This is a genomic window from Pseudoduganella aquatica, from assembly GCF_009857595.1.
GTDB lineage: Bacteria > Pseudomonadota > Gammaproteobacteria > Burkholderiales > Burkholderiaceae_D > Rugamonas > Rugamonas aquatica_A.
In genome coordinates, this window is record NZ_WWCU01000005.1 from 153,659 (window position 1) to 176,633 (window position 22,975).

18 protein-coding genes are annotated in these 22,975 nt (G+C 66.2%); 6 read left to right on the forward strand and 12 right to left on the reverse strand.

Annotated elements, in window-relative coordinates:
* Positions 1–37: 37 nt before the first annotated feature.
* Both GTP77_RS07060 and GTP77_RS07065 read left to right on the forward strand, forming a co-directional pair.
* Entirely contained in the window at positions 38–808 is a 771-nt protein-coding gene (locus GTP77_RS07060) for a spermine/spermidine synthase domain-containing protein (RefSeq protein WP_161071457.1), read from the forward strand.
* A 220-nt stretch (positions 809–1,028) separates the two neighbouring features.
* Positions 1,029–3,476: a TonB-dependent receptor plug domain-containing protein gene (locus GTP77_RS07065; protein WP_161071458.1), complete on the forward strand. Its 2,448-nt coding sequence runs from the start codon at positions 1,029–1,031 to the stop codon at positions 3,474–3,476.
* Between the two features lie 9 nt (positions 3,477–3,485).
* On the opposite strand, the gene pdxR is transcribed toward GTP77_RS07065, so the two are convergent.
* Positions 3,486–5,072 (reverse strand): MocR-like pyridoxine biosynthesis transcription factor PdxR, encoded by a 1,587-nt coding sequence (pdxR, locus tag GTP77_RS07070; protein ID WP_161071459.1) that lies wholly within the window; start codon positions 5,070–5,072, stop codon positions 3,486–3,488.
* Positions 5,073–5,140: 68 nt separating this feature from the next.
* On the opposite strand from pdxR, the gene GTP77_RS07075 reads away from it, so the two are divergent.
* Positions 5,141–5,779: a pyridoxamine 5'-phosphate oxidase family protein gene (locus GTP77_RS07075; protein ID WP_161071460.1), complete on the forward strand. Its 639-nt coding sequence runs from the start codon at positions 5,141–5,143 to the stop codon at positions 5,777–5,779.
* Positions 5,780–5,810: 31 nt separating this feature from the next.
* On the opposite strand, the gene GTP77_RS07080 is transcribed toward GTP77_RS07075, so the two are convergent.
* The 10 genes from GTP77_RS07080 to GTP77_RS07125 all read right to left on the reverse strand — a co-directional run bounded on the left by GTP77_RS07080 (position 5,811) and on the right by GTP77_RS07125 (position 19,391).
* Positions 5,811–7,502 carry a hypothetical protein gene (locus GTP77_RS07080; protein ID WP_229202108.1) on the reverse strand — a complete coding sequence of 564 codons (1,692 nt, stop codon included), beginning with the start codon at positions 7,500–7,502 and terminating at the stop codon, positions 5,811–5,813.
* Positions 7,499–9,574, reverse strand: a complete 2,076-nt coding sequence (locus GTP77_RS07085; protein WP_161071461.1) for a DUF4175 domain-containing protein — start codon at positions 9,572–9,574, stop codon at positions 7,499–7,501. The genes GTP77_RS07080 and GTP77_RS07085 overlap by 4 nt, the downstream gene beginning before the upstream one ends.
* A complete protein-coding gene (locus GTP77_RS07090) occupies positions 9,558–10,625 on the reverse strand; it encodes a BatA domain-containing protein (RefSeq protein ID WP_161071462.1) in 1,068 nt (355 codons plus the stop codon). The genes GTP77_RS07085 and GTP77_RS07090 overlap by 17 nt, the downstream gene beginning before the upstream one ends.
* Positions 10,622–11,542 (reverse strand): DUF58 domain-containing protein, encoded by a 921-nt coding sequence (locus GTP77_RS07095; protein WP_161071463.1) that lies wholly within the window; start codon positions 11,540–11,542, stop codon positions 10,622–10,624. Before GTP77_RS07095 ends, GTP77_RS07090 begins: the two co-directional genes overlap by 4 nt.
* A 25-nt stretch (positions 11,543–11,567) precedes the next feature.
* Positions 11,568–12,566, reverse strand: coding sequence for an AAA family ATPase (locus GTP77_RS07100; protein WP_161071464.1), 999 nt, complete (start codon positions 12,564–12,566; stop codon positions 11,568–11,570).
* Complete coding sequence (locus tag GTP77_RS07105; protein ID WP_161071465.1) at positions 12,563–13,183, reverse strand: DUF4159 domain-containing protein; 621 nt, start codon at positions 13,181–13,183, stop codon at positions 12,563–12,565. The genes GTP77_RS07100 and GTP77_RS07105 overlap by 4 nt, the downstream gene beginning before the upstream one ends.
* Before the next feature lie 108 nt (positions 13,184–13,291).
* Positions 13,292–14,629, reverse strand: coding sequence for a TldD/PmbA family protein (locus GTP77_RS07110; RefSeq protein WP_161071466.1), 1,338 nt, complete (start codon positions 14,627–14,629; stop codon positions 13,292–13,294).
* A 14-nt stretch (positions 14,630–14,643) separates the two neighbouring features.
* Positions 14,644–16,281, reverse strand: coding sequence for a TldD/PmbA family protein (locus tag GTP77_RS07115; RefSeq protein WP_161071467.1), 1,638 nt, complete (start codon positions 16,279–16,281; stop codon positions 14,644–14,646).
* Between the two features lie 119 nt (positions 16,282–16,400).
* Positions 16,401–17,738: a TldD/PmbA family protein gene (locus GTP77_RS07120; protein WP_161071468.1), complete on the reverse strand. Its 1,338-nt coding sequence runs from the start codon at positions 17,736–17,738 to the stop codon at positions 16,401–16,403.
* 15 nt (positions 17,739–17,753) lie between these two features.
* On the reverse strand, positions 17,754–19,391 hold the full coding sequence (locus tag GTP77_RS07125; RefSeq protein WP_161071469.1) for a TldD/PmbA family protein: 1,638 nt from the start codon (positions 19,389–19,391) through the stop codon (positions 17,754–17,756).
* Positions 19,392–19,677: 286 nt separating this feature from the next.
* Here GTP77_RS07125 and GTP77_RS07130 point away from each other — a divergent pair, with 286 nt between their 5' ends.
* The gene (locus tag GTP77_RS07130) at positions 19,678–20,499 is read left to right on the forward strand and encodes a class I SAM-dependent methyltransferase (protein ID WP_161071470.1); all 822 of its coding nucleotides are present in this window, start codon (positions 19,678–19,680) and stop codon (positions 20,497–20,499) included.
* On the opposite strand, the gene GTP77_RS07135 is transcribed toward GTP77_RS07130, so the two are convergent.
* Complete coding sequence (locus tag GTP77_RS07135; protein WP_161071471.1) at positions 20,500–21,252, reverse strand: substrate-binding periplasmic protein; 753 nt, start codon at positions 21,250–21,252, stop codon at positions 20,500–20,502.
* 125 nt (positions 21,253–21,377) lie between these two features.
* On the opposite strand from GTP77_RS07135, the gene aqpZ reads away from it, so the two are divergent.
* On the forward strand, positions 21,378–22,070 hold the full coding sequence (aqpZ, locus tag GTP77_RS07140; protein ID WP_161071472.1) for an aquaporin Z: 693 nt from the start codon (positions 21,378–21,380) through the stop codon (positions 22,068–22,070).
* Positions 22,071–22,096: 26 nt separating this feature from the next.
* A complete protein-coding gene (locus tag GTP77_RS07145) occupies positions 22,097–22,945 on the forward strand; it encodes a transporter substrate-binding domain-containing protein (protein WP_161071473.1) in 849 nt (282 codons plus the stop codon).
* The last annotated feature ends 30 nt before the right edge of the window (positions 22,946–22,975 follow it).

Here is a 22,975-nt window from a genome sequence, read left to right on the forward strand (position 1 = left end):
TGCGGCGCGCGGCCGTGGCGGCTGGTAAACTAGCAGGATGAAATCGCTTCCCACTTCCGCCCGCTACGACCAGCCCGGCCATCCGCCGGCCACCATCACCGAATTCCAGGGCGTACGCTCGCTGCACCTGGGCACCTCCTGGGTGCAGGGCGCCATGCGCATCGCCAAGCCGGACGCCATCGAGCTGGAATATGTGCAGATGATGATGATGTGGATGCTGTTCCACGACCAGCCGCGCCATATCGTCCAGCTGGGCCTGGGCAGCGCTGCGCTGACCAAGTTCTGCTACCAGCGCTTCCCGGACGCCAGGGTGACCGCCGTGGAGCTCAATCCCAACGTGATCGCGATCTGCCGCGCGCTGTTCGGCCTGCCCGACAACGACGGCCGCCTGAACGTGGTGGAAATGAACGCGCTCGATTTCGTGATGGACCCGGCCAACCACGGCGCCGTCGATATCCTGCAGGTGGACCTGTACGACGAGGAGGCGCGCGGCCCGGTGCTCGATACGCCGGAGTTCTACCAGGCCTGCTTCGACTGCCTGAGCCCTAACGGCATCATGACCACCAATGTGTTCGGCGAGTTCAGCAACTACGACAAGAACCTGCAGGCCATGGAGCTGGTGTTCGATGCGGTGGTGTGGCTGCCCGAGGTGCATGACGCGAATATCGTCGTGATTGCGTTCAAGCAGTCGCCGCAGATCGACTTCAGCGTGCTGTACGAACGCGCGGGCGCGATCAAGAACCGCCTGAACCTGCGCGCCAAGGCGTGGGTGGACGGACTGAAGGGATGGATGTTGGATCAACAATAAGGCCGCAATAATCGGCGTCCAAAGGACTACCTTACGATATTACTCTGGAGAAATCACGCAATTTAATAAAGATTATTCGTTTTTACAACAAATGCACTAAAAGAATGCATCTGGTGTGCATTAACTCTTGGTCCGCTCAATTGTGCGCGTTAGTATTTTCGCACTGCCGGAAGCTTACCCCGCTTTCCGAGCCACTATAACGAGAGAGAATGGACCTTACATGAAGAAGATTGCAGCACGCCAGGCTTCGCCTTTCCGCTTCAAACGCACCCTCCTCGCCAGCGCCGTCCTGCTGGCCGCCTCCCAGGCTTACGCACAGACCGCCGCCGCGCCGCAGGGCGAAGAGCAGACCGTGGTCGTGCTGGGTTCGCGCTCGACCGCCAAGACCGCGCTGGACACGTCCTCGCCGGTAGGCCTGATCAACATGAAGGACATGCAGTCGGCCGGCCCGCTGGAGCTGGGCAAGCTGCTGCAGACGCTGGACCCGTCGTTCAACTTCTCGACCACCTTCATCAGCGACGGTACGGACATTATTCGTCCGGCCACCCTGCGCTCGCTCGGCCCTGACCAGCTGCTGGTCCTGGTGAACGGCAAGCGCCGCCACCAGCAGGCGCTGGTGAACGTGCAGCAGACCATCGGACGCGGTTCGGCCGGTACCGACATCAACGCCATTCCGCTGTCGGCCATCCACCACATCGAAGTGCTGCGCGACGGCGCCGCCGCCCAATACGGCTCGGACGCCATCGCCGGCGTGATCAACATCGTGCTGAAGTCGAACGTGAACGAGACCGCCGTGAGCGGCCAGGTCGGCACCACCAAGGAAGGCGACGGCGACATGATCTCCGGCAGCGTGAACCGCGGCTGGGCGCTGGGCGAGAACGGCGGCTTTATCAACCTGTCGGTGGAAGCGCGCAAACGCGAGGAAACCAACCGCGCCGGCGTCGATTCGCTGCGCGTGAACCCGCCGCGCGTGACCCAGCGCATCGGCGACAGCGACGCCAAAGACGCCTACGCATGGTGGAACGCGGCCCTGCCGATCGACAAATCGAGCGAGTTCTACGCCTTCGGCGGCTTCTCCAAGCGCAAGGGCGATTCGTCCGGCTTCTACCGCTCCAAGGGCGACGGCCGCAACGTGCCGTCCGTGTATCCGGAAGGGTTCCTGCCGAATATCCGCACCACCGTGAAAGACGGCTCCTTTGCCTTCGGCTACCGCCGCGACCTGGCCAACGACTGGAAGGCCGACGTCAGCATCAACCACGGCATGAGCGAACTGGATTTCCACGAAAAGGAAACCATCAACATCTCCTACTGGTTCGAGCCGAAACCGGGTGGCGGCATCTACGCGCAGTCGCCGTTTGAAGCCGACACCGGCAAGCTGAAATTCAACCAGACCACCTTCAACGCCGACATCAAAGGTCCGGTCAAACTGGGCGGCGAAGAGATCTTCGTGGCCACCGGCTTTGAGTACCGCCAGGACAACTACCAGATCGTCGCGGGCGATCCGGTGTCCTACCAGTACGGCCGCACCAACAATCCGGCCATCGTGATCAAGGACCAGACCGGCGGCGTGGCGGCATCCGGCACGCAGGGCTTCCCCGGCTACACCCCGGCCACCGCCGTGGATGAAGGCCGCCACAACATCGCCCTGTTCCTGGACAGCGAATACCGTCCATTCAAGGAGCTGCTGCTGGCCGGCGCGGTGCGCTACGAGAAGTACTCCGACTTCGGCAGCACCACCACCGGCAAGTTCAGCGCGCGCTGGGATCCGAGCAAGGAATTCGGCCTGCGCGGCAGCGTGTCGTCCGGCTTCCGCGCGCCGGGCGTGCAGCAGAAGTTCTACAGCTCCGTGTCGACCAACCTGAACTCGGCCGGCCAGCTGACCGAGACCCTGACCGCGCGCGAAGGCAGCGCCGTGACCACCGCGCTGGGCATCAAGCCGCTGAAGGAAGAAACCTCGCGCAACGCGTCCATCGGCATGGTGCTGCGCCCGGCCAAGAACATGTCGCTGACGGCGGACGTGTACCAGATCAAGATCAAGGACCGCATCGTGTTCTCGAGCGAGATATCGCCTGAAGCCGGCGGCGGTCCTATCGCCAACGTGCTGAACCCGCTGAAGGTAGGCCAGGCGCAGTTCTTCACCAACGCGGTCGACACCAAGACCCAGGGCCTGGACATCGTAGCCGACCACACCACCAGGTTCGACGCGTCCACCCTGGTGCTGTCCGGCCAGCTGGGCTTCAACAAGACCGAAGTGACGAAGCGCCATTCGCCTTCGAGCCTGCTGAGCGGCGCGCAGCTGTTCAACCAGGCGCAGGTGACGCTGATCGAACGCGGCCAGCCACGCAAGCACCATGTGGTGGCAGCGGACTACACGCTGGGCCAGTGGAACGTGAACACCCGCGCCAACTACTACGGCGAAGTGCAGGGCGAAGGTTTCAGCCCGCTGCAGACCTGGGACGCGAAGTGGATCGTGGACGCGAGCGGCCGCTACAACTTCAGCAAGAAGACCAGCGTGTCGGTGGGCGTGAACAATCTGTTCGACACCTATCCGTCCGAATGGAAAAACGGCGGCGACTTCCCGAAACTGGGCTTCAAGTACTGCTGGGAGACCTGCCCGTTCGGCGTGAACGGCCGTTCGATGTACGTGAAGTTTGATACGGTGTTCTAAGCCACACCACTAAGCCGCCCGCTTGCGCGTTGCCACGCGCGGCGGGCGCGCCTCAGGTAGTTTCGCCTCATAGGCGGCCAGGTGGACCACCGCCGCCAGCCGCCGCACAAATCCCTCCATCAAGTCCGCAGGAATCTGCGCATAGCCCAGCATGAGGCCATGCCAGGCCTGGGTGCGTTCGCAGGTCGCATGCATGCTGAGCGCGTGGGCGACGATGCCTTCCTGCGCCAGCCGCGCGCTGATCGCGGTGTCGTCCAGCGCAGGAACCGTGAAGCGCAGCGCCAGGTGCATGCCGGCGGATGCGCCGTGCACTTCCGCAATCGTTCCCATATGCTGGCGCAGAGAGGCCACCAGCACGTCGCGCCGCTGGCGGTACAGGCGGCGCATGCGGCGCAGGTGCAGTGCGAACTGGCCGCTGCGCAGGAACTCCGCCAGCGCCAGCTGCTCGGCCACGCGTCCGCGCGCGGCCGACTGCGCGCGCATGGCGGCCAGTGGTTCGGCCAGGCCTTGCGGCGCCACCAGGAAGCCGATGCGCAGAGCTGGGAACATGGTCTTGCTGAAGGTGCCCAGGTAGAGCACCGGCGCGTCCGGCGCCAGGCCCTGCATGGCGGCCAGCGGCGGGCCGTCGTGGCGGAACTCGCTGTCGTAGTCGTCCTCGATAATCAATGCGCCTGCGGCGCGCGCGCCGGCGATCAGCGCCAGCCTGCGCTCCAAAGCCAGCACGCCGCCCACTGGATACTGGTGCGAAGGCGTGGTGTAGATCAGGCGCGGCGGGCGCTGGCGCCAGTCCTGCGGCGTGGGCGCTATGCCGTCTTCATCCACGGCGATGCCCTCCACTTTCAGGCCCGCGCCACGGAAGGCGGCCAGCGCGCCGAGGTAGCCGGGGTGCTCGATCCAGACTGTGTCGCCTTCGTCCGCGCAGGCGCGCGCGCACAGGTCCAGGCTGCTCTGCGTGCCGTCGGTGATGAAAACCTGGCTGGCGCCGCACAGCACGCCGCGCGAGGCGCGCAGATGGTCTGCAATGGCGCTGCGCAGCGCTTCCTCGCCGGCCGGGTCGCCGTAGTTCAGCTGGGCGGGATTGAGGCCGCGCCACACGCGGTCCAGCAGGCGACGCCAGTGCGCGGCGGGAAAGGCGTCCAGCGCCGGCACGCCGGGCACGAAGGCGCCCATTTGGTGGGCCGGGCCGCCCACCTCGCGCAGATTGCGCGCGCGGCGCGACAGGCTGTGGTGAGGCTCCCCGAACGGCTGCTGCGCTTGTGCGCGCGTGGCAGCGTGTGCGGCAGCGACAGCGGCGACGCTTGCGGCGGCGGAAGCGCCAGCGGAAGCGATGGCTGCCGCCACCGGCGCCACGACCGTGCCGCGCCGGTCACTTACTGCGTAGCCTTCGCATGCCAGCTGCTCGTAGGCGTAGAGAACCGTGTTGCGCGCCATGCCTAGCTCCGCCGCCAGCGTGCGCGTGGCCACCAGGCGCGTGCCGGCGGCCAGCGTGCCGTCGCGTATCGCAGCGCGCAGGCATTCGTGCAGCATGCGCTGGCGCGGCCAGCCTTGCCCGGAGTGGCGCTGCGTGAAGGAGGAAACAAGCAAGGCATAGTCCATCGTGGCTCCAAAATATTCTAACGTTCTGGATCTTTTTACAGAGCCAGACATTGATTATATTGCACCACATGAAAACACATCCATCCCCACGCACGCGGGTGCGCCGCATCCCCACCAACGCCGCCTATGACAGCGCCACGCTGTACGCCATCATCGATGACGCCTACGTATGCCACATCGCCTTCACCGACGAGAGTGGCCCACATTGCATCCCCACCGCATGCTGGCGCGAAGGCGGCCATTTGTACATCCACGGTTCGAACGGCAGCCGCATGCTCAAGCGGCTGGCGGAAAGCGAAGCCTGCGTCACCATCACGCATGTGGACGGCCTGGTCATGGCGCGTTCGGCCTTCAACCATTCGATGAACTACCGTTCTGCGATGGTGTACGGCCAGTTCGAGATCGTGGAGGGAGACGCCAAACGCGGCGCAATGGAGGCGTTCATGGAGCAGCTACTGCCGGGCCGGCAGGCGCAGGTGCGCGGCGGCAGCGACAAGGAATACGCCGCCACCACAGTAATGCGCATTGCGCTGGACGAGGCGGCGTGCAAGGTACGCGCGGGCGGCCCGCAGGATGACGCCGAGGACATGGCCATCGACACCTGGACCGGCGTGCTGCCGCTGCAGCGCGTGCGTGCCGCTCCCGCTCCCGCCGAGGGCGCCGGCGAAACACCCGGCTACATCCAGCAGTGGCAGGGGAAGCCCTAGGCGGCGATCGGAGCCGGGCACACGCCCACGATCAGCGGCGCTCGCGCTGCCAGAGGGCGAGCATGGCGGCCGCGCAAATCAGCGCGAAGGGCCATGACGGGAATGGCGCGCGCGGGCTGCTTGCAGCTACCGCTTCAGGAGAGCGCGCGGCATAGCGGGCAGTGGCGTCCTGGCGCAAGGCTTGCTGCCATTGCGGCCAGTCGCTGGCGGCATAGATGTAGACGCGGTGTTCGGACGCGCCGCTGCGCAGCGTGAGCCAGCCGGCTTGCTGCGGCAGGAATGCGGCGCACACCATTTCGGCTTGGGCACGACGCGCTTGCCACACCAGGCCTGGCTGCACGGCTAGGCCGGCCTGTCCATCAATGTGCAAGCTGCTTCCAGCCTCGGCGCCCTGGACGCAGATCTCGGTGCGCAAGCCTGCCACGGGCATCGGGTCCGGCTGCTGCCAAGCGAGCTTCTGCGTGGCGCCGGCGGCGGCCTTGTCGAACAGCGCTTGCCACCACTGGCCGAGCGCGGCGGGCGACGAGATGGCGTAGCGGTGCCAGTCCGATACGCCTACCCAAGCAATGCTGCCTTTCTTCCATTCGCGCTGCCACAGCCAGTGCTGGCCTTTGCCATCGACAGCTACGGCACTCCAGCCTTCGCCCGGCTGGGATGCAGGATTGAGGGAGGCAGGCGGCATGGCGAGCTGTTCGCTGTTCACGCTGAACTGGCGGACATCTTCCTTTTCCGTGGTCGGGTTTTGGGGCACGAGGCGCAGCGCCAGGTCCCGCTGCCAGATCGCGGCGCTGGACGCGTTGCCACCCAGGATAAGCAGCGGAACGCCCTGCCCTGTTTGCGCCAGCAGCGCGGTGCGCGCGGGGGCGGACAGGGATTCAAACCAGGCCGCATCGACCACTTGCCCGTTGGGCTCGGCCAGGTCGGCGCGCGCGGATTCGCTGCGGCTCAGGCCTTTACCCAGAGTGGTCTGCCAGTCCAGCAAGGCGCCGCTGTCGGACAGGAGCTGGTTCAGCGCGCGCGCGTCGAACGAGGGAGCGCCGAAGCGGCCGATGATTTGCAGCGGGACCGGCGGCGTGACTTGCAGCGGCACGGGGCCTTGTGCGACGGTCTTCCCGGCCGCGTCGAGCAGGCGGGCCTGCAGCAGCATCTGTTCGGCCAGCGGCGGTTGCCAGGTCAGCGAGAGCGCGGCGGACTGGCTGGGCGGTTTAGCGGCTTGGGACGACTCTGCCAGCACTTGTCCGTTCTCGGCGAGCAGTTGCAGGCGCCAGCCGGATTGCGCGCCGGTGTGGCGCGCGGAGAGGATGAAGCTGCGGCCGAGCGGCAGCGTGCGGGGGAATTCGAGGCGCAGCAGATCGCCCTGCGGCGCAGTCCAGCGCAGTGGGCGCGCTGGCAGGTCGTCCCACTGTGCGGCACGCAAGCCATGGCCGGTCAGCGCGATCGATCCGGACTGCGGCACGGCGAGCAGCGCGCGCGCCTGGGCGTCGCCCGCAGGCGCGGAAGGCGCACCGGTTGCGATGGCGATTTCGCCGGCGCGGGCGGCAGGCTGCATTGGGGAGGCCAGCATGGCGGCCAGCGCCAGTGCGGCCAGCAATGCCAGAAGAGCGTTGAGCGCCTGGTCCCTGCGCACATACAGCGCAGCGCTGAACAGCCCGGCCAGCAGCACTCCACCGCTGGCTGCGCCGAAGCTGAAGGCGATGCCGAACATTTCCATGGTTGCCATCATGGCTGCTCCTTGCTGCGCCAGGCCTGGCGGAATTTACTGTCGGACTGCGGTTTCGCCTGCAGCACCACGGCCGCTTCGGTGAGCGTGGCGCGCAGGTAGGCACGCAGCACGGCGCGGCAGCTGGTGCAGCCGTCCGCCACATCCTGCACGGCGCGCTGCGCAGCCAGCTTCTGTTCGTCGCCTCCGATGCGTTCGGCGATGATGCTGCGCGCACTCTTGCTCCACAAGGCGGGCAACGCTCCGTTGCCGGCCAGCGCTTGCACCAGCTCGCGCACATCCTGCGGTACCTTGTCGTCCGCCGCGCCCTGCGCGCGCTTGTAGCTTTGCGCGCCGACCACGTCGCCGGTCAGGCGCTTTTCTTCCTTGATGGCGGGCGGCACAAAGGCGGTACGGTGCAGATAAACGCGCTCGGCCTGCTGCAGTTCCTTGATGGCGTCCAGCGCCTTGTACTCCGGCGCCAGCGCCGCCTTGGGCAACATGGCGCGCAGCTGCTTCTCGGAGTCCCACATGGCCTTGAGCGCGCGGCGCAGCACTTCCTTGGTCTTGGGATCGAAGATGGTGGCGTTGTCCGTTTCGTCGTGCTTGTGGCCAAACTCGGCGACGATGCTGGCCATGCTGCCGTCCTTGAAACCGCCTGTACCTTCAGCGTGGCCTGCCTGATGGCCTTCGTCGTGTCCATGCTCGTCGCCGAACAGGGTGGATTCCTCGCCCAGGAACTGGCCGTAGCGCAAGCGCAGGGCCGACTGGTCGCCTGCGATGGACTCGCTGCGTTCGCGCAGCGTGGCGGCGTTCAGGCGAGGCATGTCGGCCACCAGCTGCTCGGTGTCGATAATGATCTGGCGCTGGCTGCGCAAGCTCTCCGGCTTGACCAGGGTAGGCAGTGCGGAGGAATCCAGGCTTTCGGTTTGCGGCCCGGGCAGGCGCAGCGTGTAGGTTGGCGTCTGCACGGTGTGCGGCTGGCCGGGGGCATTGTCCGTTGCGCGGACGAAGAAGTACAGCTCGTCGCCAGGCTCCATGCCCAGTTCTGCAAGCGGCCAGTTCTTCTGCCAGTTGCGCGTGCGCGGATCCGGCGATTGAGGCAGCGGCATTTCGCGGTCGCTGAAACGGATGTTCTCGCCGCTGCCGCGCGCCAGCGTCAAGTGCAGGCTGGCGCGCACGATGCCGTAGTCGTCGCGCGCCGAGACGGACAACTGCACGGACTGCGTACCGGCAGGCAGGATCTGGATCGCTTCGGCGGGTGCGGTGATCGCCACTTGCGGCGCCTGGTCTATGGTGACGCGGATATTGTGGCGGCTGCCTGCTCCGCCGCGCACGCGCCAGAAGATGGATTCGGTGGCGGTCCAGCTGGCGCAGTCCTTCGTTAACGCAAGCGTCTGGCCGTCGCTCAGTTCCAGGGTGGCGGGCGGCTCGCCGCTGCGCTTGTAGCACCATTGCACCTGGCTGTGCTGCGGAACCTGGATGTCGGCGGCACCGGATTCGAAGGCGGCGGCTTTGGTGTATGCGGGCGGGGTGACGCGCAGGACGATTTCGCCGGGGGCGGCTGGTTGGGACTGGCTGGCGGATTTGCCGCCTGTGCTTGCGGGAACGCTCCGGGTTTGCTGCCAGGCGTAGGCCGACGCGGCGCACAGCAGGCTGGCAATGATGGGCAGGAGCGTGAAGCGGATGCGGGTGCGGGCGATGGCGCGGTAGTCTTCCTCGCGCAGCACCTCGAGCAGGCGGGCTTGCAGGCGGTTGCGCTGGAGGCGGGCCACCGGGGTGGCGGGTTCGGTGGCGAGCAGGGTGCTGCTGTCTTCCAGCGCAGGCACGGCGGCGTCCAGCCAGCGCGCCCATTCGGCGCGGACGCGGCGCTGCAGGGCGCGCAGGTCGAGAGCGAACCAAATCAGCCACGCGGCCGGCAGCAGGATGGTGGCGGCTTTCGTTACGGCGGAAAGCGGAGCTGGCCGCAGCAGTGCGAACAGCATCAGCGCCAGCAGCGGCAGCAGCGCGGCGGCCCACAGCGGTGCGCGGCGCAGCAGGATGGCGCGCCACAATCGGCGCAGCACGGTGGAGCGGAAGTCAGCGTCGGCGGACATGGGTCATCAGGCGTTCAAGGGCAAACAGGGCCAACAGCAGGTAGGCAAGCCAGGCAGCGGGCGGCGTGTTGGGCATGGCCAAGGGCGAATTGCGGCGCGGGGCGAGCTGCATCGCGGGCATGGGGTATGGCTGGACAGGCTGGGCAAGCGACTGCCAGGTTTCGTAGAGGGCGCGGGCGGCGTCGGCGGTTTGCGGGGGCATGGCGGCGGAGGTCCACAAGCGGCCTTGCGGGCTGCTGGCGATCTGCAGCTGCAGGCCGTTGATGGCGAGCGGCGGGCTCGCGGCATCGGTGGCGCCGAGTGCGGCCGGCCTGGCGGATGGCGGCAGCCACCACAATGGCGCGTGCCAGCCGGGCGGCGGCGCGGCCTGCGAGTCCCACACGATCAGCTCTGTTTCGGAGCTGGGTTTGTCTTCAATCAGGTAGCGGCTGCCGTCGGCTGCCTCGAAGGCCGCGAACATCGCGCGCCAGGCGGCCAGGCGCTCCACTGGCGCGGCTACGACAACGCTGCGCTGCGTGCGCGGCGCGGAGGCCGTGGACGTGGCGGCGGGCAGTAGGCGGATGTCCACGGCGTGGGCCAGTGGCGGGAGCTGGGAGGGCATGGGGATGGATTCGGCCAGGACCAGCATGCGCGCGCCGGGGCGCCATTCGCTTTCGTTCGCTTGCAGCCATTGCAGGGCATCCGGCGGCAGCGGAATTTGCGGCGCGGCGCTCAGGCCGGCGGTGGCGATTTGCTGCTTGATCCACGCCGGCGCCCGGGCGTCGGCACGGGCCGCCAGCGCGGGCGAGATGAAGACGGTGTCTCCGCGCCACGGCATGGTGGTGGCGGCGAGCCAGGCGATCAGGGCGGCCAGCAGCAGGCAGCGCAACGCCAGCAGTATCAGGTCTTCCCAGCGCCAGATGCGCGCGGTCTGCGGCGGGGCGGCGGGCAGGAAGCGGGCTGTTGCCAGCGGCTCGGATTTGACGCGCTGGCGCTTCTGGCGATGCCACCAGATGGGCAGCAGCAGCACGGGCAAGGCGAGCCACCACAGGGCGAGTGCGCTGGAGATCATCGTGCCCTCGCTCGCGGCGACGCCAGTTGCAGCCAGCCGCGCAGCACCGCGGTCAGCGGCTGCTCAACGCGTGCTTCGTAATAAGGGATGTCGTGCTGGCGGCATGCCGCGCCAACACCGGCAAAGTGCGCTTCCAGCGCGGCGCGGTACGCGGCGCGGCCCGATTCCGTCAGCATATGCAGGCCTGCGGCGTTGGCGTCCGATGGCGGCATGCCGCCTTCCAGGTCGCGGTAGCCGGAACCGGGGTTGAAGCTGGCGTCCACTTCGGCCTGGGTGCGCACGGCCAGCAGGCGCACGTCGTGCTGCATATGGCGCAAGCGCAGCAGCGCTTCGGACAATGGCGACGGCCATTCCAGGCAATCGCTGGCAGCGAAAACGAGGCTGGGCGCGCGCGCGAAATGCAGGCTGGATTTGAGCGCGGCCGCGTCCGGCAGCGCGCCTTGCGGCCGGGCCTTGGACAACTGCGCCAGCACGCGCTGCAACTGGCGCGGACCGCGCGAGGCGGGCGTGAATTCGGTGCGGCCGTCGGTGCAGACCACCAGCCCGAAGGCGTCCCCCTGCCGCTGCGCGACGGCGGCGATGCAGCCCAGCACCGTGGCGGCGAAGCGCAGCTTGTCCACCTTCGGCACCTGGCGGCTCGGCTCGGACATGGACGCGGTGGCGTCCAGCCAGAGCCAGGTGGCGACGTGGCTGTCGCGCTCCGCTTCGCGCACGTAGTAGCGGTCCGCGCGCGCCAGCAGCTTCCAGTCCACGCGGCGCCACTCGTCGCCCGGCGCGTAAGCCCGGTACTCGGAGAACTCCACGCCCGCGCCGCGCTCGCGGCCCGCGTGGATGCCGTGGCCCAGCCCCGCCAGCACGTGGCGGATGACCAGGTCCAGGTCGTTGGTGTGCGCCAGCAGCGCAGGAGAATCCAGCATCAGGAATCCAGCATCAGCGTGTGGGTCAGTCCGGGCGGATGTCGTTGCGCAGCGCAGCCAGGATGTCGGCGATGGCGATGCCGTCCGCTTCCGCTTCGAAGTTGCGCAGCACGCGGTGCGCCAATACGGGCAGCAGCATGGCTGCAATGTCTTCGCGCGTCACGGCCAGGCGGTTGTGCATCAGTGCGCGCGCCTTGGAGGCCAGCACCAGCGCCTGTCCCGCGCGCGGCCCCGCGCCCCAGCCCACGTGCTTGCGCACCGCCGCCACAGTGCTTTCCCTGGGCCGCGTGGCGCGCACCAGGCGCGTTGCGTACAGCAGCAGGTGGTCGCCGATTTCAATGTCGCGCACCAGCTGCTGCAGGCGCAGCAGCGTGGCCACGTCCATCACGGGCTGCGCGTCCGCCAGGCCTGCGTGCGTGGTGGCGGACACCATGGCCACCTCCTCCGCCTCGGTCGGATAGCCGACGTCGATGCGCAGCAGGAAGCGGTCCAGCTGCGCTTCCGGCAGCGGATAAGTACCCGCCTGCTCGATGGGGTTCTGCGTGGCCAGCACGAAGAAAGGCTTGGGCAGCTTGTGGGTCTGGCCGGCGAAGGTGACGGAGCGCTCCTGCATGGCTTCGAGCAGCGCGGACTGCGTCTTCGGCGGCGCGCGGTTGATCTCGTCGGCCAGCAGCACCTGCGTAAACACCGGACCTTGCTGGAAGCGGAACTCGCGCTTGCCGGTGGCGTGTTCCTCCTCCAGGATCTCGGTGCCGACGATATCGGACGGCATCAGGTCCGGCGTGAACTGCACGCGGCGGAACTCCATGTCGGTGGCCTGCGACAGCGACTTCACCAGCAGCGTCTTGCCCAGCCCCGGCACGCCTTCCACCAGCGCGTGGCCACCGCCCAGCAGGCAGATCACCAGCGAATCGATCACGTCCTGCTGGCCGATGATCACTTTCGACATGCTGGCCTTGAGGGCGCCCACCTTGGCGGTCAGGTCGCCGATTTCATTTTCATTCCACTGCACAGACACTGTCATGCTCCCAATGCGTACTGAATTATGTTGACCGCGAAGCGGGTGTTGTCCACCACCAGCCAGCGCTTGTTGCGGAAGTCGTAGTCCCACTCGCAGCCGTAGTCCTTGTTGCTGTATAAGACCCGCACCCGGCCGCCGAACTCGATGGCCTTCAGGTAGTCGTGCACCAGGTCGTCGCCCCAGCCGTTCAGCTCCACGCTGGTGTTGGGCGGGCCGTCGAATTTGAAGAAGCTCGAATACACCGGATGGTTGTTCGGGATCTTGTGCAGCGCCTTCGGACCGAACATCCTGGCCAGTTCGGCTTCGAAGGACTTGGCGAACAGGCCGTCGATATCGTGGTTGCAATCGTCCACGAAGACGAAACCACCACCCCGCACATAGCGCTCGAAGTTCTTGCGCTCGGCGGGGGTGAACTGCACCAGCTTGTGTCCGGCCAGGTAGCAGAACGGCGCTTCGAGCATGCGGGGGTCGGACAGCGCCACGATGCGTTCGACGGGGTCAACCCGCAGGGTCGTGTATTCGACCAGCGAGTTGAGCACGTTGCTCGGCATGCGGATGTCCACGTCCCAGTCGCCGGACTCGTAAGTCAGGCGGGTGAAGTAGAAGTCGAAGCTGGCCATGCTCAAAGGTCCCTGGCGGCGCCTGGCGGGTTACGGCTACGCCTAACCCGCCCTACGCATGCTCGGCGGGCCGTAGGGCGGGTTAGCGCAGCGTAACCCGCCAAGCGCTTAGACAGCATCGGACAAGGATGTGAAGTTGAAGTCGCGCACCTTCATGGCCGGCAGCAGCATCTGGAACCCGGCGTTGACGCCGCCCACCACGGTGGGCTTGCCCAGTTCTTCGATGTTGTTGAGCATGGCGACCGGACTTTCGTTGAAGCGGAAGTTCTTGATCGGATGCTTGATCTTGCCGTTCTCGATGTAGAAAGTGCCGTCGCGGGTAAGGCCCGTCAGCAGCTGCGACTGTGGGTCCACCATGCGGATGTACCAGGTGCGCGTCACCAGCACCCCCTTCTTGGTGCTGGCGATCAGTTCCGCGGTGCTCTTGCTGCCGCCGGACATGATGATGTTGCCGTGGCGGCCGATGGCGCGCTTGCCCTGCTTCTGCGCCCAGAAGCGCGTGTAGTCCAGGCCCGCCACCACGCCGTTCTTGATGATGTCCGCGCGTTCGCGCGCCAGCATGGACGAACCGTCCCACGGCAGCACCGGCACTTCCGGATTCCACGGGTCGGCCCAGACGTTGACCTGTTCGTCGTACAGCTTCTCGCCCACGCGGTTGCCGCCGCCCTTTTTCGACAGGTAGCTGCGGCCCTCGTCCGCCTGGCGCGCGTCCAGCGCGCCGAACATGAAACTCAGCATGTCGGAGGTTGCGTCCGGCTCCAGGATCACGGTGTAGCGGCCCGGCTCCAGCGCCTTGGCGTCCACCGAGCGCGCCGCTTTTTCGATGGCGATGTTGGACGCTTCCAGCGCGTCGAACTTGCCGGCGTCGTTGGCGTAGCGCTTGGCCCAGCCGGAACCGCGACCGTCTTCGGTGCGGGTGGTGACGGTGAAGCCGAGATTGGTCAGCTCCTGGTAGCCGAACACGCCCTTGGAGTTGGCGTGCGCAGAGAAGGCCGTGCGGTCGTCGAAGAAGCCGGCCGCCTGCAGCTTGGCCTTGCGCGCCGCTTCGATGCTGCGGAACGCCACTTCGGCGCGGTACTCCGGATCGATGTCGGCGGTGCGCTTGTTCCAGGTCGGCGTGGCCTTGTACTGCTGCGGCCCCACGGCGGACAGGAACTCCGGATTCTCCGGCGCCAGGCGCGCCACTTCCTCGGCGCGGCGCACGGCGCGTTCCAGCGACTTGTCATCGAACTCGTTGATGGTGACGGTGCCCACGCGCTTGCCGAAGGCCACGCTGACGTTGAGCTGCGTGTCTTCGGTCAGGCCGGCGGTGGAGACGGCGTTGTTGGCGTAGCGGATATTGCCGGTGCGGTTGCCGCTCAGGCTCACCTGGCACTCATCGGCCTTGGAGTAGGCGATGGTCTTGTCGCAAACGCGCTTTGCTTCTTCCTGGGTCAGAAATTTCATCTTGCAGTGACTCCTTAGCCGATCTTGCGGGCGGTGTTGATAACGTTGACGCCGTTGAAGCGCGTGGTGCTCGAACCGTGCGACACGGCGCTGACCTGCGATGGCTGGCCCTTGCCGTCGAAGAAGGAGCCGCCCATGCGCCAGTCGCGCTCGTCGCACATGGCGGAGCACGCGTTCCAGAATTCCTGGGTGTTGGACTGGTAGGCCACGTCCTCCAGCGGCTGGGTGATCTTGCCGTCCTTGATCTCGTAGTACAGCTGGCCGCCGAACTGGAAGTTGTAGCGCTGCTGGTCGATCGAGAAGGAACCGCGCCCGGCGATGTAGATGCCCTTCTTCACGTCCTTCACCATCTCGTCCGGCGTGAGCTGCTTCTTGCCCGCCTGCAGGGAGACGTTGGGCATGCGCTGGAACTGCACGCTGCTCCAGCTGTCCGCATACGAGCAGCCGTGCGATTCTTTTTCGCCGATGATGTGGGCCTGGTCGCGCGTGGCCTGGTAGTTCACCAGTATGCCGTCCTTGATGATGTCCCAGCGCTTGCACTGCACGCCTTCGTCGTCGTAGCCGGCGGTGGCCAGCGCGCCCGGCGCGGTCTTGTCCGCCACGAAGTTGACGATGTCGGAGCCGTACTTGAATTTCTTCGACTGCCATTTGTCCAGCGTGGCGAAACTGGTGCCGGCGTAGTTGGCCTCGTAGCCCAGCACGCGGTCCAGCTCCGTGGCGTGGCCGACGGATTCGTGGATGGTCAGGAACAGGTGCTCGGGGCTGAGCACCAGGTCGTACTTGCCCGGCTCCACGGTCTTGGCGGTGAGCTTTTCGCGCGCCTGCTTGCCGGCTGCGCGGGCGTCCTCGATCAGGTCGTAGCCGTCCTTGTACAGCGTGGTCACGCCGCCCGGCGCGCGCACCTTGTGCTGCGGCTTGGCGTCGAAGAATTCGTAGCCCATGCCGGCCGGCGAGGACAGGCCCTGGCGGGTGCGGAACTTGCCGCTGGCCTTGTCCACGGCGGTGGCGGTGAACGGCGACCACAGGCGATGGATGTCCTGGTCGATATAGGAGCCGTCGGTGGAGGCGAAGTACTTCTGCTGGTTCACCTGGAACAGTGTGGACTGCATGAAGCTGGCGCCCGCGTCCATGCCGGCCTTGTTGGCGGCGATCAGCATGTCGGCCTTGTCCTTGATGGCCACCGTGCGCCAGTCTTTCTGGAACGGCGTGGCCCAGGCCACTTCGCCCACGCCCTTGACGGGCGCCAGGCGCACCGGTTCGGCCTGCAGGCGGGCGTTGGCCTTGGCGATGGCCACGGCCTGGCGCGCCGCTTCGGCCACCGAGTCCAGCGTCATCACGTTGGTGGAGACGAAGCCGTAGGCGCCGTTGGCCAGCACGCGCACGCCCACGCCGCTCGATTCGGTGTTGACGATGTTTTCCACGTTCAGGTCGCGCGTGGTGATGAACTGGTTCAGGTAGCGGCCGATGCGCACATCGCAGTAGCTGGCGCCGGCCTTGGTGGCGGCGTTCATCGCGGCGTCGGCCAGCGATTTCTTGAACTGCACGGCCATGGGGTTGAGCAGCTCCTCGGCCGCGATGGCATTGCCGAACACCGGCACCAGCAAGGTGCCGCCGGTGATGGCGCTGACTTTCAAAAATGTACGTCGTTCCACAATCTCTCCTGGTTCATCTTGTTTGGCGGGTTACGCCTTCGGCTAACCCGCCCTACGTTGTTTGCACCCGTTGGCGCACAGGCGCGTAGGGCGGGTTAGCGCAGCGTAACCCGCCGGCTTTACACGGCGTCCGACAGGGACGTGAAGTTGAAGTCACGTACCTTCATCGCCGGTATCAGCATTTTGTAAGGCGATTCGTCGCCGCCCAGTATGACCGGCTTGCCCACTTCTTCAATATTGTTCAGCATTGTCACCGGACTTTCGTTGAAACGGAAGTTCTTGATCGGGTGCTTGATCTTGCCGTTCTCGATGTAGAAGGTGCCGTCGCGCGTGAGGCCGGTCAGCAGCAGCGATTGCGGGTCCACCATGCGGATGTACCAGGTGCGCGTGACCAGCACGCCCTTCTTGGTGTTGGCGATCAGCTCCGCCGTTTCCTTGTTGGTGCCGGCCATGATGAAGTTGCCCGGCGATCCGACTGCGCGCTTGCCCTGCTTCTGCGCCCAGAAGCGCGAGTAGTCCAGCGCGGCGACCTTGCCATTCTTGACGATGTCCATGCGCTCGCGCGCCAGGTAGGTGTTGTTGTCCCACGGCGTGACGGCGATGTCCTTGTCCCACGGGTCGGTCCAGATGTTGACCTGCTCGTCGAACAGCTTGTCGCCCAGGCGGTTCGCGCCGCCCTTCTTGGACAGGAAGCTGCGGCCTTCGTCCGCGCTGCGCGCGCTGAGGGAGCCGAACATATAGGCCAGCAGGTCGGAGGTCGCCGCCGGCTCCAGGATCACGGTGTAGCGGCCCGGCTCGAGCGCCTTGGCGTCCACCGAGCGCAGCGCTTTTTCTATCGCCACGTCGGACGCCTCGCGCGCGTCGAACTTGTTCACGTCGCCCGCGTCGCGGCGCACCCAGCCCGAACCGCGTCCGTCTTCGGTGCGCACGGTGAGCGTGAAGTTCACGCCGGTTTCCTGCTGGTGGCCAAACACGCCCTTGGAGTTGGCAATCGCCTCGAAGGAGGTGCTGTCGGTGAAGAAGCCCGCAGCCTGCAGCTTGTTCTTGCGGCTGTTCTCGATGCTGTAGGCCGCCACCTGTGCGCGGAAGTCGGGGTCGATGTCCGCCGTGCTTTTGCTGTAGGTGTTGCTGGCCTTGTACTCCTGCTTCGATACCGTGGGCATGAACTCCGGATTGTCCGGCGCCAGGCGCGCCAGGTCTTCCGCGCGGCGCACGGCTTTTTCCAGCGACTTGTCGTCGAACTCGTTGATGGTGGCAACGCCCTGCTTCTTGCCGAAGGCGACCGCCACGGCCAGCTGGCTGTCCTCCACCAGGCCGGCGGTGGACACGGCGTTGCGCGCATAGCGGATATTGCCGGTGCGGGCGCCGGTGACCTTCACTTCGCATTCATCGCCCCGGGACAGGGACAGCACTTTGTCGCAAATGCGCTTGGTTTCTTCCTGACTCAAAATCTTCATGTCGTCTTCCTGTCCTTAACCGATCTTGCGGGCGGTGTTGATCACGTTGATGCCGTTGAAGCGCGTGGTGCTGGCGCCGTGCGAAACGATGGACACCTGCGATGGCTGGCCCTTGCCGTCGAAGAAGGAGCCGCCCATGCGCCAGTCGCGTTCATCGCACAGGGCAGAGCAGGCGTTCCAGAACTCCTGGGTGTTGGACTGATAGGCCACGTCCTCCAGCGGCTGGGTGATCTTGCCGTCCTTGATCTCGTAGAACAGCTGGCCGCCGAACTGGAAGTTGTAGCGCTGCTGGTCGATGGAGAAGGAGCCGTCGCCGACGATGTAGATGCCCTTCTTCACGTCCTTCACCATCTCGTCCGGCGTGAGCTGCTTCTTGCCCGCCTGCAGGGAGACGTTGGGCATGCGCTGGAACTGCACGCTGCTCCAGCTGTCCGCATACGAGCAGCCGTGCGATTCCTTTTCGCCGATGATGTGGGCCTGGTCGCGCGTGGCCTGGTAGTTCACCAGCACGCCGTCCTTGATGATGTCCCAGCGCTTGCACTTCACGCCTTCGTCGTCGTAGGCCACCGCGCCGAGCGAGCCCGGGGTGGTCTTGTCGGCGACGATGTTGACCAGGTCGGAGCCGTACTTGAATTTCTTCGACTGCCACTTGTCCAGCGTGGCGAAGCTGGTGCCGGCGTAGTTGGCCTCGTAGCCCAGCACGCGGTCCAGTTCCGTCGGGTGGCCCACGGATTCATGGATGGTGAGCCACAGGTGCTCGGGGCTGAGCACCAGGTCGTACTTGCCCGGTTCGACCGACTTGGCGGTGAGCTTGGCGCGGGCCTGCTTGCCGGCGTTGCGCGCGTCTTCGATCAGGTCGTAGGAGTTGCGGTACAGCGTGGTCACGCCGCCGGCGGCCTGGAACTTGTCTTCCTTGCGCGCGTCCAGGTATTCGTAGCCCATGCCGACCGGGGACGACAGGCCGGATCGCGAGCGGAATTTGCCGGTGTTCTTGTCCACGGCGGTGGCGGTGAACGGCACCCACAGGCGGTGCACGTCCTGGTCGATATAGGAGCCGTCGGTGGAGGCGAAGTACTTCTGCTGGTTCACCTGGAACAGCAGGGACTGCATGAAGCTGGCGCCGGCGTCCAGGCCGGCCTTGTTGCCGGCGATGAGCAGTTCCGCTTTTTCCTTGATCGGCACGGCGCGCCAGTCCTTCTTGTAGGGCGTGGCCCAGGATACGGTGCCCGCGCCCACCACCGGCGCCAGCTGCAGCGGCGCACTTTGCAGGCGGGAGTTGGCCTTGGCGATGGCCACGGCCTGGCGCGCGGCGGCGGCCACGCCGTCCGGCGACACGTCGCTGGTGGCGGCAAAGCCGTAGGCGCCGTGCGCGATCACGCGCACGCCGACGCCTGCAGATTCGGTATTGACGATGTTCTCCACGTTCAGGTCGCGCGTGGTGAGGAACTGGTTCAGGTAGCGGCCCACGCGCACGTCGCAGTAGCTGGCGCCGGCCTGGGTGGCGGCCGTCATGGCGGTATCGGCCAGCATTTTCTTGAAGGCGGTGTCCGCCGGCTTGAGCAGCTCTTCGGCTGCGATCGCCCTGCCATACGCGGGCAGCAGCATGGTGCCCAGGGCCAAACCACTGATATTGAGGAATGCACGTCGTTCCATAATCTCTCCAAAAGAACCTTCGCCGGAAAGCACATCAGCACGCAAGTTTTATGCCATTGCAAATATTGCGCGTGGCCGCTTGACATTGCCCGGCCCTGGCTTGCGAACGGCAAGTGCCGGGTGTCCGGAGTGTCCGCGACAGTGTCCGGGCAGTGTCCGCGAACTGTCCGCGAACAGTCCGCCCCTGCTGCGCCGGACACTAGCGAATCCGCTTGACCCGGCTGGCGAGTTCCCCGATGATCGGCGCAGTCGACCGCCACGCGTCGTCAACAACCTGGAGACATGCATGAAACAACTCAATTTTGGACGGCTGGTGCTGGGCGCCGTGCTCGCCTGCGGCCTGGCCGCCCCGGCCCTGGCGGACGACGCCCTGAAGGCGGCCATCGCCAACCCTGCGCGCACGCCCGCCAACGCGGAACGCGACGGCGCCCGCCATCCTTACGAAACGCTGACCTTCTTCGGCATCAAGCCGAACATGACGGTGGTGGAGCTGGCGCCGGGCGGCGGCTGGTACACCGAGATCCTCGGCCCCTATCTGCGCAAGGACGGCAAGCTGATCGCCGCCGGCAATACGCCCACCTCGGCCAATGAGAACGTGCGCAAAGCCGCCGTGCGCTTCCAGGAGAGGCTGAACGCCGTGCCGGCCTCGTATGACAAAGTGGTGCTGGGCGCTTTCGAGCCGAACAACAATGTCTTCAGCTACGCCCCTAAAGGCAGCGCGGACATGGTGCTCACCTTCCGCAACATCCACAACTGGATAGGCAACGGCGACGCCAGCCTGAAGGCGCTGTTCGCCAGCGTGTACGACAGCCTGAAGCCGGGCGGCGTGTTCGGCGTGGTGGAGCACCGCCTGCCTGCCGGCGTGGCGCAGGACGCCAAGGCCAGCTCGGGCTATGTGCATGAAGCCTATGTGATCAAGCTGGCCGAGAGCGCGGGCTTCAAGCTGGCGGCCAGGTCGGAAATCAACGCCAACCCCAAGGACAAGGCCGACCATGAAGGCGGCGTATGGGCGCTGCCGCCGACCTACACCAACAAGGACAAGGACCGCGCCAAGTACCAGGCCATCGGCGAGAGCGACCGCATGACGCTCAAGTTCGTCAAGCCCTAATCACTTCATCACATCCGGCGGTGGCGCCTCCTGGTACCACTGCCGGTAGATGCGCGCGAAAGCGCCGTCCTGTTTCATCTTGTCGAGCGCGCGCTGCCACTGCGCCACCAGCTCCGCCGGCGCCTGCCTGGGGAAGCTCAGGTAGCTGCCTATGGTGAAGGCGGTGTACACCATCTCCACCTGCTCCGGGTGCGCGCCGGCCTCCTCCAGCAAGGGCTGCAGCTGCCGGTGGTCCAGCACCATCACCGGGCGCCGTCCGCCCAGCAGCATGCGCAGCATGGTCAGCGTGTTGTTGGTCGGCTCCAGGTTCGTGAAGCCCGCATCGCTCAGGTATTGATAGGAATAGAAATCGCGCGGCGCCAGCACGCCGCTGAGCTTCTTCGCGTCCTCCAGCGAACGGATGCGCACGTGGTCGGCGGGACGCGCATAGAAATTGGTCTGCGAAGTGAACAGCGGCCCCACCCATTTGAACCTGGCTTCGCGGTCCGGCGTGCGCTTGGGGCAGACCAGCAGCACGTTCTCGCCCTCCAGCGCGGAGCGATAGGCGCGCGCCCACGGCTGCAGTTCGATCTCCGTGCCGCTGCCGATGCGGCGCTGGATTTCGCGCACGATGTCCACGCAGTAGCCGGTGACGCGGCCGTCCTTCATAAAGGCCATGGGCGGAATGTCGGCAGTCAGGATTTGCATGTTCCCGGCGTGCGCCGCCGCCGCTGCCGCGCACACGATCGCCACTGCTGCAAAAATCCGCCTCATCACACCCTCCTCCTGCGCCAATTCTCGCACGGCTACCGGGGTGGCAACCAGTGTACTTCCAAACAATGGACATTTCCGCCACAGCGGTTTACATTGCACTTTTAGTAACCATCAAAGGGGTATTCATGAAAGCATATGGCGCGGAATTTGTAGGAACCTTCTGGCTGGTGTTGGGCGGCTGCGGCAGCGCGGTGCTGGCGGCGGCGTTTCCGGGCGTCGGCATCGGCCTGCTGGGCGTGTCGCTGGCCTTCGGCCTGACGGTGCTGACGATGGCCTATGCCATCGGCCATGTGTCCGGCTGCCATCTGAATCCGGCGGTCTCGATCGGCCTGTGGGCCGGCGGCCGCTTCCCCGCCAGCAAGCTGCTGCCCTACATCGTGGCGCAGGTGCTGGGCGGCATCGCCGCCGGCGGCGTGCTCTACCTGATCGCCAGCGGCAAGGCCGGCTTCAGCCTGGCCGGCGGGCTGGCGTCGAACGGCTACGGCGAGCATTCGCCGGGCGGCTACACGCTCACGGCCGCGCTGGTGACCGAGGTGGTGATGACGATGATGTTCCTGATCGTGATCCTGGGCGCCACCGACCGCCGCGCGCCGGCCGGCTTTGCGCCGCTGCCTATCGGCCTGGCGCTGACCCTGATCCACCTGATCAGCATCCCTGTCACCAACACCTCGGTGAACCCGGCGCGCAGCACCGGCGTGGCGCTGTATGTGGGCGACTGGGCCGTGGCGCAGCTGTGGCTGTTCTGGCTGGCGCCTATCGCCGGCGCGGTGCTGGGCGCGCTGGTGTACCGCTTTATCGGCGGCGACGGCAAGGACTGAAGCAGCCAGGGCAGCATCGCGCCGCCATGCGCTACTATAGCGGCGTGATGATCAAGTTTTATTTTTTCCGCATCGTGCTGCTGGCCTGCTGCCTTGCGCCGCAGGCCCATGCGGCCGCACAGAAGGCGCAGCGTTTCGTGCTGCCCGCCATCTCCGCCAGCGCCAGGGAGCACGCCGCCTATTTCCCGCGCCTGCTGCGCCTCGCGCTGGACAAGACCGTGGCCAGCGACGGCCCCTATGAACTGGCCTACTACGAGAACGAGCTGACCAGTTTGCGGCGCAATATCGAGCTGAAAAACAATGGCGTGATCAACGTGATGTGGGACGGCGCCAACCGCCAGCGCGAAGCCGAGCTGCTGCCGGTGCGCATCTCGCTGCTCAAGGAACTGAACGACTACCGGGTCTTCCTGATACGCAGCGGGGACGCGGCCCGCTTCGCGGCGGTGCGCACGCTGGACGACCTGCGCAAGCTGAAGGCCGGCGCGGGCGCGAACTGGCCGTCGGCCGATGTGCTGCGCTTTAACGGCCTGCCGGTGGAAACCTCGGGCGGCTATGAATACCTGTTCCCCATGCTGCGCGTGAAGCGCTTCGACTACATGCCGCGCGGCGTGCAGGAAGCGTGGGCGGAGATGGAGCTGCACCAGGGCGAGGGCCTGCAGGTGGAGTCCACCATTTTCCTGCATTACCGGGTGCCCTTCTATTTCTTCGTCAGCCGCAGCCGGCCGGAGCTGGCCGCGCGCATTGAACGCGGGCTGCGCATGGCGCAGAAGGATGGCAGCTTTGACCGGCTGTTCAACAGCATCCCCGCCTTCCAGCGCGGCATGGCGGAGATCACGGCGCACAAGCGCCGTGTGTTTGAGCTGCAGCTGCCGTAGTGCGGCGGGTTACGGCTTCGCCTAACCCGC

Bases quoted from the DNA above. Each gene is read 5' to 3' on its own strand.
- pdxR (WP_161071459.1), bottom strand. From the start codon at position 5,072: ATGGACTATGCCTTGCTTGTTTCCTCCTTCACGCAGCGCCACTCCGGG.
- GTP77_RS07090 (WP_161071462.1), bottom strand. From the start codon at position 10,625: ATGATCTCCAGCGCACTCGCCCTGTGGTGGCTCGCCTTGCCCGTGCTG.
- GTP77_RS07080 (WP_229202108.1), bottom strand. From the start codon at position 7,502: ATGATGGCAACCATGGAAATGTTCGGCATCGCCTTCAGCTTCGGCGCA.
- GTP77_RS07060 (WP_161071457.1), top strand. From the start codon at position 38: ATGAAATCGCTTCCCACTTCCGCCCGCTACGACCAGCCCGGCCATCCG.
- GTP77_RS07145 (WP_161071473.1), top strand. From the start codon at position 22,097: ATGCGCTACTATAGCGGCGTGATGATCAAGTTTTATTTTTTCCGCATC.
- GTP77_RS07110 (WP_161071466.1), bottom strand. From the start codon at position 14,629: ATGAAATTTCTGACCCAGGAAGAAGCAAAGCGCGTTTGCGACAAGACC.
- GTP77_RS07065 (WP_161071458.1), top strand. From the start codon at position 1,029: ATGAAGAAGATTGCAGCACGCCAGGCTTCGCCTTTCCGCTTCAAACGC.
- GTP77_RS07135 (WP_161071471.1), bottom strand. From the start codon at position 21,252: ATGAGGCGGATTTTTGCAGCAGTGGCGATCGTGTGCGCGGCAGCGGCG.
- GTP77_RS07120 (WP_161071468.1), bottom strand. From the start codon at position 17,738: ATGAAGATTTTGAGTCAGGAAGAAACCAAGCGCATTTGCGACAAAGTG.
- GTP77_RS07125 (WP_161071469.1), bottom strand. From the start codon at position 19,391: ATGGAACGACGTGCATTCCTCAATATCAGTGGTTTGGCCCTGGGCACC.
- GTP77_RS07130 (WP_161071470.1), top strand. From the start codon at position 19,678: ATGAAACAACTCAATTTTGGACGGCTGGTGCTGGGCGCCGTGCTCGCC.
- GTP77_RS07095 (WP_161071463.1), bottom strand. From the start codon at position 11,542: ATGCTGGATTCTCCTGCGCTGCTGGCGCACACCAACGACCTGGACCTG.
- GTP77_RS07085 (WP_161071461.1), bottom strand. From the start codon at position 9,574: ATGTCCGCCGACGCTGACTTCCGCTCCACCGTGCTGCGCCGATTGTGG.
- GTP77_RS07105 (WP_161071465.1), bottom strand. From the start codon at position 13,183: ATGGCCAGCTTCGACTTCTACTTCACCCGCCTGACTTACGAGTCCGGC.
- GTP77_RS07075 (WP_161071460.1), top strand. From the start codon at position 5,141: ATGAAAACACATCCATCCCCACGCACGCGGGTGCGCCGCATCCCCACC.
- aqpZ (WP_161071472.1), top strand. From the start codon at position 21,378: ATGAAAGCATATGGCGCGGAATTTGTAGGAACCTTCTGGCTGGTGTTG.
- GTP77_RS07100 (WP_161071464.1), bottom strand. From the start codon at position 12,566: ATGACAGTGTCTGTGCAGTGGAATGAAAATGAAATCGGCGACCTGACC.